At 44.4% G+C, this 13,011-nt stretch carries 7 protein-coding genes; 3 read left to right on the plus strand and 4 right to left on the minus strand.

Annotated elements, in window-relative coordinates:
• Positions 1-502 precede the first annotated feature (502 nt).
• The 3 genes from NBH07_RS20780 (at position 503) to NBH07_RS20790 (ending at position 7,956) form a co-directional block, all read left to right on the plus strand.
• Complete coding sequence (locus NBH07_RS20780; RefSeq protein ID WP_005867376.1) at positions 503-3,538, plus strand: SusC/RagA family TonB-linked outer membrane protein; 3,036 nt, start codon at positions 503-505, stop codon at positions 3,536-3,538.
• An 18-nt stretch (positions 3,539-3,556) separates the two neighbouring features.
• The gene (locus NBH07_RS20785; protein ID WP_009016813.1) at positions 3,557-5,209 is read left to right on the plus strand and encodes a SusD/RagB family nutrient-binding outer membrane lipoprotein; all 1,653 of its coding nucleotides are present in this window, start codon (positions 3,557-3,559) and stop codon (positions 5,207-5,209) included.
• Positions 5,210-5,322: 113 nt separating this feature from the next.
• Positions 5,323-7,956, plus strand: coding sequence for a glycoside hydrolase family 2 protein (locus NBH07_RS20790; RefSeq protein ID WP_009016814.1), 2,634 nt, complete (start codon positions 5,323-5,325; stop codon positions 7,954-7,956).
• Here the strand turns inward: NBH07_RS20790 and NBH07_RS20795 are convergent.
• From NBH07_RS20795 to NBH07_RS20810, 4 genes are all read right to left on the minus strand, one after another.
• Entirely contained in the window at positions 7,935-8,537 is a 603-nt protein-coding gene (locus NBH07_RS20795) for an L-threonylcarbamoyladenylate synthase (RefSeq protein WP_005867379.1), read from the minus strand. The two genes, NBH07_RS20790 and NBH07_RS20795, sit on opposite strands and share 22 nt — an antisense overlap.
• A 1-nt stretch (position 8,538) precedes the next feature.
• The gene (locus tag NBH07_RS20800; protein WP_005859732.1) at positions 8,539-9,396 is read right to left on the minus strand and encodes an enoyl-ACP reductase FabI; all 858 of its coding nucleotides are present in this window, start codon (positions 9,394-9,396) and stop codon (positions 8,539-8,541) included.
• Positions 9,397-9,531: 135 nt separating this feature from the next.
• Positions 9,532-11,997 (minus strand): bifunctional UDP-N-acetylmuramoyl-tripeptide:D-alanyl-D-alanine ligase/alanine racemase, encoded by a 2,466-nt coding sequence (locus NBH07_RS20805; RefSeq protein ID WP_009016815.1) that lies wholly within the window; start codon positions 11,995-11,997, stop codon positions 9,532-9,534.
• Between the two features lie 4 nt (positions 11,998-12,001).
• Positions 12,002-12,988 carry a GSCFA domain-containing protein gene (locus NBH07_RS20810; RefSeq protein WP_008779137.1) on the minus strand — a complete coding sequence of 329 codons (987 nt, stop codon included), beginning with the start codon at positions 12,986-12,988 and terminating at the stop codon, positions 12,002-12,004.
• Positions 12,989-13,011: the final 23 nt, after the last annotated feature.

Genomic DNA, 13,011 nt, shown 5'->3' on the forward strand with positions numbered 1-13,011 from the left:
TAAATAGAGCTGTAATTTTATTCCAAGATGATAGTCAGATAGTGATTGGATGTTATAGGAGGAAGAAGATAATGAAGGAAAATTATGTTAATTGAAATTTGTTGTTAGTTTCATTAGAACTAAATCAAATTAACATATTTAATTTATTGAGGCATGATGAAAATTTGACTATGTGTTATCGCAAACACCTGAAAAAGTGAGGAACATACTGATTTTTGTTACGTTTTAACTTGTATGTATAGTTATTATATATATATTTGTCTGTCAAAACATGAAAACGACTTAGTTCTAATGATACTACGTTGTTATTATTATTTAAAATATAACCGTTTGATTTTAAATAGAAAGAGATTTTTGTATGAATATAATAATAACTTTAAACAAAAAAGAGTAAATGCCTATGCACTAAAAAAGAAAGAAAAGAGAGCCCGATCTCTCTAAAAAGAGTATGAAAATTAAAAAAGCACAAATGTAGAATCACTTAAATCAAAAACGATTTTTCATGAGAAAGTCATTTATCTTATTATTGGCGTTTTTTCTGTGTGTTACAGGATATGCACAGAAACTAACGATTAGTGGTGTCGTCATTGACAAGGATCTAAATGAACCACTAACAGGAGTGAACGTGTTAGTAAAAGGTACTACAACCGGTACCATTACTGATTTTGATGGAAAATATACCTTAGAGGCTGACGCAAACTCTATTTTGGTATTCTCTTATTTGAGTATGAAAACGATTGAGGAGCCAGTGAATGGCCGTACGAAAATCGATGTTACGATGGTTTCAGACGCAGAGGCTTTGGATGAGGTTGTCGTAACAGCGATGGGTATCAAACGTGAATCAAAGACTTTGACTTATTCCGCACAAACGGTAGGCGGTAAGGACTTGAACGAGATTAAGAATGTGAATATGATCAACTCTTTACAAGGAAAGAGCGCTGGTTTGCAGATTACCCCGAACTCTACGGGTGCGGGTGGTTCTTCTAAGATCTTGTTCCGTGGTAATAAATCTATTAGTGGTAATAATCAGCCGTTGATCGTTGTGGATGGTGTTCCTATGATGATGAATGTCTCGGATTCACAGATTGATGGATCTTATGGTGGTGGTCGTGACGGTGGTGATGCCATGTCTACTATCAACCCGGACGATATCGCTCAGATTACCTTGTTGAAAGGTGCTTCCGCCGCTGCTTTGTATGGTGCGGTCGCTGCCAACGGAGCCATTATGGTTACGACTAAGTCGTCGCAGTCTGGAAAAGTCGCTATAAATGTATCTAGCAATACGACGGTTGAGACTCCGATGGTGTTACCGAAGTTCCAGAATTCTTATGGCGTAAGTAACCAAGGAACGTTTAGCTGGGGCGATAAGCTTGCTTCTTCTTCTCCAAACTATGCGAAGGATTATTATAATCTTGGCTATACGACCAACAACTCTATCTCGTTGGCTGGTGGTAATGATAATATCTCATCTTATTTTTCTTATGCGAATGTATCTTCTAATGGTATCGTTCCGGAGAATACATATATGAGCCATAACTTGCTAGCGAAGGTTGGCTTTAACCTATGGACAAAACTTCATGTAGACGTGTCTGCTCGTTATAATAATCAGCATATTGAAAACCAGCCGACTGCCGGTTATGTAGGTAATCCTACTTTGGGCGCTTACTTGTTTCCAAGAGGAGAGGACTGGGATTATTATAAGAGTAACTATGAGGTGTACGATGGTACAAGAAATATAAATGTACACAATTGGACAAATACCGCTCAAGAGCAGTTCTCCAATCCATACTGGATGTTGAATCGCCAAAAACCGGTTTCTTATCGTAATCGCTATGAGTTTGGCGGTAGTGTCAAGTATGACATAATGGAAGGTCTTTCCGTTACAGGTCGCCTGCGCTATGAACGTGGTGATGAGACATGGAACTTGAATGAATATGCGTCTAGTACGGCAGGCCGTAACTTGCTGGGTACGATGAAAGACACACGCGTGAATAGCGAGCAGACTTATGGTGACTTGTTGGCCCAATATAATAAGACTTGGGAGGATACTTATTCTTTGTCTGTAACTGCAGGTGGAAGCTACCAAAAGACAAAAAGTTCTTCTTTAGAATTGATCGGTTGGGGTGATTCTCAGTTCTCTGTTAACGATGCGGGCGTGATTACAAGTGGTGCTTACTATCCTAATATCTTCTCTCCGGCTAACTATTATAAATTACAGACTACAAAGACTTTGGCCGAGAAACGTTTGAATTCAGTGTTTGCTACTGCCCAATTTGGTTATAAGGAAGGTCTGTTTATCGATGTTAGTGCCCGTAACGACTGGTCCTCAACATTGGCGTTTACAGATGGTGTTTCATTCTTCTATCCGTCTGTTGGAGCAAGTGTTTTGTTGGATAGATTTATTGATTTCGGCAAGAACGTGGATTTATTCAAGTTACGTGCTTCTTATTCTATTGTAGGTAACGATGTGCCTATCGGTGTGACCAACGAGCGTTATACATTAGGAGATCAAGGAGCGTTGAATCCGCCGGAAAAATCATCTTTCCGTACGTTGAAACCAGAAAAGACAAATTCGTTGGAAGTCGGCTTTGATGGTACATTCTTCCAGAATCGTTTCAACGTAAATTTGACCTATTATAAGACAAATACCAAGAATCAATATTTTGACATCTCCGCTCCATGGGAAACTGGTTTGAAGAGCCGTTATATTAATGCTGGTAACGTACAGAATCAAGGTTTCGAGGTTAGTCTAGGTTGGTATAATCAATTTACGGATAATTTCAGCTGGAGCACGAACTTTAACTTCTCTTACAATAATAACAAGATTATAGAGTTGGCCGACGAGCTTTCCGAGTGGAACCTGACAAGTTATTGTACAGGTGCCAAAGTGCTCTTGAAAGAAGGTGGGCATTTCGGAGACCTTTATGTTCGCGACTTACAACGTGATGATAACGGAAAGCCTATTGTCTCTGATACCGGTGCCCCTGTATTAGCTGGATCCGATAATAAAGATCTTGTTTATGCGGGCGATATGAATGCGAAAGTGAACATGGGTTGGACTAATACCTTCCACTATAAAGATTTCACGTTGTCATTCTTAATCGATGCGAAGGTTGGCGGTAAGGTCTTGTCGATGACTGAGGCTACCATGGATGGTTGGGGCGTTTCCGAACGTTCTGGTTTGGCTCGTGACGCAGGTTTTGTAGAGGTCGATGGAGTACAATTTGACCCGCAATTGTATTATTCAACTACCGGTGGTACAAGCTACAACTCTAATATCTTGACTTCCCAGTACGTATATGACGCAACTAATGTTCGTTTGCGTGAGTTATCATTTGGTTATACCTTCCGCAACTTGTTTGGCGCAGGTAAAAACTTGACCGCTTCTATCATTGGACGTAACTTGTTCTTCTTCTATAAGGATGCTCCGATGGATCCGGATGTAGCTGCTGGAACGGGTAATGGCTGGCAGGGTATCGATATGTTTGCGTTGCCGACAACCCGTAGCTTTGGTTTGAACTTAAAACTTAATTTCTAAATCTTACAGGTATTACTTATGAAACTAAATAGAATTCTAAAATATGCGGCTGTATCAGCTTTAGCTTTTAGCACAGGATTAACAACCGTGAGCTGTACAGACGATTTTGAGACATTGAATACCGATCAGTATGAGGTAGACCCGAACACTCTTCCTTTCTCTGCGCAGTTTAAAGAACCGCTGTCTTATGTATATGCTCCGCAACAGAACTTGTTCCAGTACTGCTTTAGTTTGAACGTAGACTTGTTTAGCGGTTATTTCATGACACCACATAATTTCAATGGTTCCGGTAACGTGGATTATGCGTTGAATCGTAGTTTTTGTGGAGGTATGTACGAGAATGTTTATTTGCACATATTCAATAATACACGTCGTTTGATCGCCTCTTGTGACGAACAAGGATTGACAGACTATGCGGGAATGATGCGTGTTGTTCAGGCTTATGCGGTCCAGATGTTGACGGATGTTTACGGCCCGGTAGCTTATACGTCTTGCATCGAAGATCCGACAAATGGTGCTTCGTTCTCTTATGATACACAGCAGAGCATTTATAACTCCATTTTCGAATTGTTAGATAAAGCGCTTCAAGATTTCCAGAGTCCGAAATCCACATTGGAGGAGAGACAGTCATTCGACTATTGGTGTAATGGCGATTTGGATATGTGGATTCAAGTAGCCAATCAATTAAAGCTACGTGCAGCCTTGCGTATCGTGAAGGCCGACCCGACTTTAGCTAAACAAAAAGCTGAAGAGGCTGCCAAGGGCGCTATCTTAAAGCAGGATGTATTGATCAATAAGAGTTTGAGTAATGAGCAAACTCGTATGTTCGAATGGGGAGATAGTGGCATGAACGCTAACTTAACCACGATACTGGAAGGATTCCAAGATCCTCGCTTACCGCTGTATATGACGAAGAACCAAGCTGATGTTGAATGTGAGGATGGGAAGACGATTGCATCCGGTACTCAATATTTAGGTATTCGTGGCGGCTGTGACTTGCCTGCTAAACCGAATCAATGGGGTAACTTCTCGAAGATCGTTTGTTCTTATACAACAGCTTTACCGGTAATGATGGCAGCCGAAGGTTATTTCTTGCGTGCGGAAGGTGCGTTGCGTGGTTGGAGTAACATGGGAGGTACGGCGAAGGAACTGTATGAGCAAGGTATCCGTGTTTCTATTAAGAATCAGTTGGCTTATAAGGGAAGTCTGGCCGGAGTAAGTTCAATTTCAGAAACAGAGATCGATGCCTATATCAGTGGCACGACAACACAAAAGGACTTCGTCGACCCGGTTAATGGTCAAAACAGCATCAAGGCTCAGAATGATATTACGGTTAAGTGGGATGAGAGTGCGACTAATGAGAAGAAATTACAACGTATTATCACACAGAAATGGATTGCGAACTTCCCGTTGTCTTGCGAGGCTTGGGCGGAATTTCGTCGTACAGGTTATCCGAAATTATTCCCGAACCGCGTGAATAAGAGTAATGGGGATATTGATACGAATGAACAGGTTCGTCGTTTATTGTATTCCGATAATGAGGATAATACGAATACCGTGGAATATCAAAAAGGTATCGAGCTGCTGAACCAAGAGAATACGGGTTCGATCTCCGGTGATAAAGGTGGCACTCATGTATGGTGGGATAAGGCTGGTGTAGGTAATTTCTAATCGGCATTAATAGGTTTTATTGTTAAATAATATGTAATGAAAGGGCTTCTTCGAGTTTGCGAAGAGGCCCTTCTGAATTTTGTAGTACTTTAGAAGGATAAATCTAAGATTATATGATGAACAGATGTATTTATTTATTTTGTTGGCTTTGTCTGGCTTGCTGGTTAAAGCCCGTATCAGCAGAGGAGCAAGCCTTGTTGGCGATTCCTGAGCCGGGAGAGAAAACCTTGATTCACTCAGATTGGTATGCCCGGAAAGCGAATGAAGTGAAAATGGATGGGAACCGGTTGAGCGCGGCGCCTTTGGATAAAACAGGATGGTTACCGGCCCGTGTGCCAGGCACGGTATTGACTACACTTTTGGAGAACCATATGTATCCGGCTCCCGAGTTCGGCTTGAATAACAATCTGATACCCGATATACATGAGGTCGGCAATGATTTCTATACTTATTGGTTTACTCGTCAGTTTACTATCAATAATTTACCAGAGGGACGTAATGTCTGGTTAAATTTCCGGGGCATTAATTATAAGGCGGAAATCTTTTTAAATGGTAAGCGGATCAATCGAAATACCCATGAGGGCATGTTCTTGAGGAAGATTTTTAATATAACCCCTTATCTTCGTACGGATGCCCCTAATGTATTAGCGGTATTGGTTTATCCACCTACACATGCCGGAAATCCGAATGGCGGACAAGGTGGCGATGGGCAGATCGCCCGGAATAATACGATGCAATATACGCCGGGTTGGGACTGGATACAACCGGTACGTGACCGGAATACGGGTATTTGGGATGAGGTCTCTATTACGACAACCGGGCCGGTATGCCTCTCTTCTCCTTATGTCGTGACCAAGGTACCCGGCGTACGTGATCCGGAAACGAAAACTCAAAGGGAGGCTTTTGTGAATACCTCTGTCGAGCTAGAGAATACCGGGAGCACTTCCTTAAAAGGACTATTGGTTTGTGAGACGAACGGAACCCGCTTAACCCAGCCAGTTACTTTATCGCCATTCGAGAAGAAAACGGTATCCTTGAATCCTTTAGCGGTAAAGAATCCTCGTTTATGGTGGCCTAGCGGTATCGGTGAGCAGCCTTTATATGATATGAACCTCTCTTTTGAGATTGGGAATCAAGTGAGTGACAGGGAACGGCTGCGTTACGGTATCCGGGAGATTACTTCCGATAAATGCCCGGATAACGGGGGACGCCGTTTCTTCGTGAACGGACAGAAAATATACGTCACGGGTGGTAACTATATTAATTCCGATTGGCTGCTTCGTCTTTCTCCGGAACGTTATCGGGATGAGGTACGTTTCCACGCGGAAATGAATCTGCGTATGATCCGTGTATGGGGAGGTGCGTTGGTGGAACGACCGGAATTCTATAACGCCTGTGATGAGTTCGGTATCTTAGTCTTTCAAGATCTGTGGGGCAGTGGTGATTGCAATGGCGCTTGGGAGGACCCGACCAAAATGGATTCCCGAGAACGTCGTTGGGAATATCCCGATAATCATGATTTATTTATCGCCTCCGTGGAAGATCAAGTGAAAATGATCCGTAACCATCCGAGCCTTTGTTTCTGGTGTGGGGCGAATGAATGGCCTTTAGCGAAAGATATCGATCAATGTTTGAGAAAGGAGGTTTTCCCCCGGTTAGATCCGGAACGTCTTTTCGTGAGTTTCTCTACAGATACGTTGTTTACCCGGAATTATTTGGGGGATAATGGGGATGGTCCTTACGGTATACAAGAGCCGGAATGGTTCTTTAGCTTCCGTTCGCATCCGTTTAATCCGGAAGCCGGATCGGTTGGTTCCCCGGAGGTCGAGAGTATGCGGGAGATGATGACGGAACAGGATTTGGCCGGTTTCCCAAGGAAAGGTTTTACTCGTAATTATACGTGGCGCTATCATAAGGATCTGGGCTATGGCGATCATCTGGAGCGATATGGGGAGGTGAAAGATATCGAGACCTATTGTAAGTATGCCCAAGTCGTGAATTATGACCAATATCGTAGTTTTATGGAAGGCTGGGCCTCTCATATGTGGGATTGGTATACGGGTATCTTGATCTGGAAAACCCAGAATCCATGGACATCCTTGCGGGGGCAAATGTATGATTGGTCTCTCGATGTAAATGCTTCCTTGTACGGAACCCGGAAAGGCTGTGAACCTTTACATGCCTATTATAACCCGGTAACCCGTAAGGCGGGATTGTTGAATACGACCCTGAAAGATTATACGGATTTATCGATTATAGCCCGTATTTATAATCTGGAAGGCAAACTGCTTTGGGAGAAAGAGACGAGAGCGAGCTCCAAGGCGAATACGGTACAGGAATTATTGGATATCCCCGTTCCGGAAGGGATCCAAGGCGCTTATTTCTTACGGCTGGCTTTGAATGCGGACGTTCCCAATATTTATTGGCTGACAACCGAGCCGAAAGACTACACCAGCTTATCTCAACTTCCGAAGTCAAGACCGGATATCAAGACCGAGATCAAGAAGGAAGGCTCGAATTTCGTAGGTACAGTCCGTCTGAGCGCTGATTCGCAGATCTCGTTCTTCAACCGTATCAAGGTCTTTGATAAGGAGACAGGCAAACGAATCTTACCGGTACATTATTCGGATAACTATATTACGCTAATGCCGGGTGACCAACAAGAAATAAGCTTGGAGTTCCCTGCTAATCTGCCGGAGGAGCGAATACAAATCGTGGTGGATAGCTACAATTCTCCTTTGCCTTGACGTACGATCTCGAAATTATCCGTCGTGCAATCTATAACCGTAGAGGCTTCCAATCCTCCGAAACCGCCATCGATTACGATATCCACTTGATGCTCGTATTTCTCGTGTATCAATTCCGGATCTGTCGTATATTCGATCACCTCATCCTCGTCACGGATGGACATGGTTAGGATTGGATTTCCCAAGGATTGTACCAATGTACGGGTAATGTTATTGTCCGGTACACGGATTCCGACTTCTTTCCGGTTCTTGTAAATCTTTGGAAGCTCGCTGCTGGTGGGTAAGATAAAGGTGAAAGGACCGGGCAGATGTTTCTTCATCAGTTTGAAAGCGGCGTTGCTTACCTTGGCGTATTCACTAAGATTAGACAGGTCGTAGCAGATGATAGACAGGTTGCTTTTCTGTGGATTAACTCCTTTCATCTGACATATTTTCTCTACCGCACGCACGTTTAACGCATCGCAACCGATCGCGTAAACCGTGTCGGTAGGATAAACGACAAGGCCGCCGTCCTGCAGGACTTTGACGACCTTGTCTATTTCTTTTTGATTCGGATTCTCCGGATAGATTCTCACTAACATATTAGCCGTAGATAATGTGTCCGTTCTCGTCTGTATATTCCTCTAATCCTTTACTATATTGGTTCATGGCCCGGAGGCTCATACCCATGCTTGAGAAACCACCATCGTGGTATAGGTTCTGCATCGTTACCTTGCGGGTAAAGTCGGAGAACATCATTACGCAATAGTCCGCGCATTCGTCAGCGTTGGCGTTACCCAGTGGACTCATTTTGTTAGAAAAGTCCATCAAGTGTTCCATTCCCTTCACGCCACTACCTGCGGTTGTCATTGTCGGGGATTGGGAGATCGTGTTCACACGTACGCCTTTCTCACGGCCATAGATGTAACCGAAACTACGGGCGATAGATTCCAACAGGCTCTTAGCGTCCGCCATATCGTTGTATCCGAAGAACGTGCGCTGGGCGGCCACATAACTTAATGCCACTACGGAACCATTCTCGGCGATAGCGTCTTGTTTCTTAGCTACCTGTAGCATCTTGTGGAAAGAAATAGCGGAGATATCCAACGTCTTTTCCAGCATTCCATAGTCCAGATCATCGTACGTACGTTTCTTGCGTACGTTCGGACTCATACCGATAGAATGTAAAACGAAATCTATTTTACCACCTAATATTTCCACTGACTTCGCAAATACGGTCTCCAGATCCTCTACGCTGGTTGCGTCCGCCGGGATTACCTGCGCATTCAACTTCTCCGCCAAAGCATCTACCTGACCCATACGAACAGCGATAGGCGTATTGCTTAACGTGATAGTCGCACCTTCCTCTACGGCTCTTTCTGCCACTTTCCAGGCGATAGACATATCGTTCAGAGCACCGAAGATAATGCCTCTCTTGCCTTTCAATAAATTATGACTCATACCTCTTGTTTATTAATTACGGCACAAACATACACAAAATGTGCAACATACGCAAATGAATATCATAGCCTGACATTTGAATATGTGCCTTGATATTAAAACAAGGTAGAGCCATTCTTTGTTGGCGGCTACTTCTTATTCCCGGAAATAAACCCTCTTTACCCGAGGCGAGATAGAGGTTAATATCTCATAAGGGATTGTTTTCAGTTTATCCGAAAGTTCGCTCACCGGTAGTTCGTCGCCGAAAATAATTACGGCGTCGCCTTCTTGCGCATGCGTGTCGGTGACGTCGATCATGCAAGCGTCCATGCAGATGTTGCCGATAATCGGACAGCGTTGTCCATTGATCAAGACTTCCCCACCTCCGTTGCTGAAGTGGCGATCCAGTCCGTCGGCGTATCCGATCGGGATGATAGCGATCCGGGAATCACGTTTCACATAACTCATACGGCTATAACCGATCGAATCCCCTGCGGGTACGTTTTGTATTTGTAAGATCGTTGTCTTCAAGGTGCTGACATTCCGTAAGCCTTTTTGTCCGGATGCGCTTACTCCATATAAACCGATACCTAAACGTACCATATCCATTTGATAAGCGGCGAAACGCTCGATTCCCGCAGAGTTTAGGATATGTTTGATTACCTTATACTCTAACCCGCTTTCTAGTTCCCCTGCGGCTTTGGTGAATTTATCCAATTGTTGATGGGTAAAATCATCGAAGACGTACGAGTCGCTTCCGGCTAAATGAGAGAAGACCGAACGGGCGATAACCCCGGATTGCGCTATCAAGCGTTCACAGATCGCCGGGACATCCTCCGGTTGAAACCCTAGGCGATGCATGCCGGTATCGATCTTGATATGGATAGGGTAAGAGGTGATCCCTCTGCGCTCGGTCTCCCGGATCATGGCATCCAATAGGCGGAAGCTATAGACTTCCGGTTCCAGATGGTTCTCGAACAAGACATTGAAACTGCTGAATTCCGGATTCATGACGATAATGGGGATCGAGATGCCTTCTTTACGCAATTCGGCTCCCTCGTCGGCTACCGCCACGGCCAGATAGTCGCAACGATGTTCTTGAAGGGTCTTCGCCAACTCGTAAGAGCCGGCTCCATAACCAAAAGCTTTTACCATACAAACCATCTTAGTCTCCGGCTTTAGCTTGGAACGATACTGATTGAAGTTGTGTACGATCGCGTCCAGATTTACCTCTAGGATCGTCTCATGCACTTTCTTCTCCAACAACTCGGAGATCTGCTCGAAATGGAAATGGCGGGAACCTTTAATCAAGATCAACTCATCCTTGAATTTCTTGAAGGAAGGAGACTTGATAAATTCCTCGGTGGTTGTGTAAAACTCCTTCTCGATCTCGAAGACGGAAGCATATTCCTTTAAGTCGCGGCCGATACCGATGATACGATCTATCTTCTTACGGCGAACCAAATCGGCGACCTTCTTATATAGAGATTTCGGCAAGGTACCCGATTGAAGGATATCGGAGAGGATTAAAGTGCTCTTTAATTGCTTGCCTACCCGGCGGCTTTGTTGGAAATCGAGCGCGATATCCAAGGAGTTGATATCCGAGTTATAGGTATCATTTATCAACAGGCAATTGTTGATACCTTGCTTTACGTCCAATCGCATAGCCACCGGCTCAAGATGCAAGAATTTTGTTACGTCGTTTACGCTGGTGGGTTTTAGGTAAAGCATAACCGCCATACAATGGATCACGTTCTCGATAGAAGCGTCGTCCGTGAACGGAATGGTAACGACCCGGTTGAAGCCCAGTAAAGTACAGTGAATGATCGTCTCAAACTCTTTCTTATCGATAGACTCGATAAACAAAGGAGCCTCGGAGTCCGTACGGCTCCATGCGATCGCTTTATGGGAAAGGCAAGCCGATTCGATACAATTGGCGATAAATAAATCATCCCCATCATAAATAATGGCTTCGCAATCATTGAAAAGCGTCAGCTTCTCCATACATTTCTGATTGGAGGAGAGGAAATTCTCTTGATGAGCCTCCCCGATATTCGTGATGATACCGATCGTGGGGGCGATAATGGGTTGCAGGCGTTCCATCTCGTCCGGTTGTGAGATACCGGCCTCGAAGATGCCCAGTGTATTTTTCTCGCTCATCTGCCATACCGAGAGAGGAACCCCCAACTGGGAGTTGTAGCTCCGGGGCGAACGTACGATGTTGAACTCGTTATGCAACAGTTGATAGAGGAATTCCTTTACGATCGTCTTTCCGTTGCTACCGGTGATGCCGATCACGGGGATATTGAATTGCTTCCTGTGGTGGGTGGCCAGCTTTTGTAAAGCCCGTAACGTATCTTTTACGATCAGGAAGTTCGCATCCTTCATGCTCTCGAACTCCGGTAGCATATCGCTTACCACGAAGTTGCGAACACGAAGTTTATAGAGTTCCTGTATATATCTATGTCCGTCGTTCGTCTTGGTTTTCAAGGCGAAGAAGAGGCTTTTTTCCGGGAAGGAGAGACGACGGCTATCTGTCAACAGCAAACTGACCGTATCGTCAAGCAATTGGTTTGTTTTAGCACCGATAACTCTTGCTATTTCTTTAATTGCGTATTCCATTCTTTTATTTTAGTTTAGACTTTACTATTTCGATCTCTTTTCTGATATCAAAGGAAGGAATTTTCTCGCTAATTCGTTCCATCTTTAACAAAGTTTGAAGTATAAACCGCTTATAGGCCTCGCTATCCGGTTGAAAGGGCTTATGGTTAATAGCTTTTTGAATATCACCCCATTCTTTAAGGATTGCCGAAGTGTCTGTGGATAAGAAATTTTCGATAAAACGTTGCCAAATATAATCAATGGCCAATGGGGAGGGATGGAGCATATCGTCCGCATAGAAACGATAATCCCGGAGCTCGTCCATAAGGATCTCATAAGCGGGGAAGTAGGCGATTCGGTCGGGATAATCTTTCTGTAAGGCGTCCGTGGCTAGCAATAGGGTAGCTTTGCTGAGTTGGTTCTCGTGCGCCCCGTCTTTCCAGTGGCGGATCGGACTTACGGTAAATAAGATTTTCAAGGCGGGATTTTGTTCCCAAAGGGCTAGTAACAGAGGTTTCCAGTCCTCGACGATCTCTTGCGTGGATAATCGTTGCCGGTCGAACATCTTTTCCGGTAGCTTATGGCAATTCGACACGATTCGCCCGTCGCTCTTGAGGCGGTAGACGAAAGCGGTTCCCAACGTGATTACCAACCGGGTCGCTTTTCGCAGGAAATCGGAGGATTCGGATAAGCGGCTGTTTATATGGCCTAGGCATTCTTCTTCCGAGGGAGCGGAGAAACGGCTATGATGGGTAAAACTATGGTATATGCCCTCATGCTGGAATAAATCGCCGGGAGTGAAACGCTCCGGGCGTAGCAGCATCCTCAATCCTTCCGCTACGGAAGCCGGGTTATACAGAGTACCGAATGGGTTTATATCTACGGAGAACTTATTCTCTTCCAGCTTCCGCCCGATATTCTCGGCGAAGCAGGAGCCCATCATCACGACCCGGTCCTCATACGAGAAAGAGAATCGTGCTTTCGGCAACAGGATTCGGGTATAAAGTTCCATATTTACTTTTTCGCAAAAGTAGA

Source organism: Parabacteroides sp. B2-S-102, from assembly GCF_023656665.1.
GTDB lineage: Bacteria > Bacteroidota > Bacteroidia > Bacteroidales > Tannerellaceae > Parabacteroides > Parabacteroides distasonis.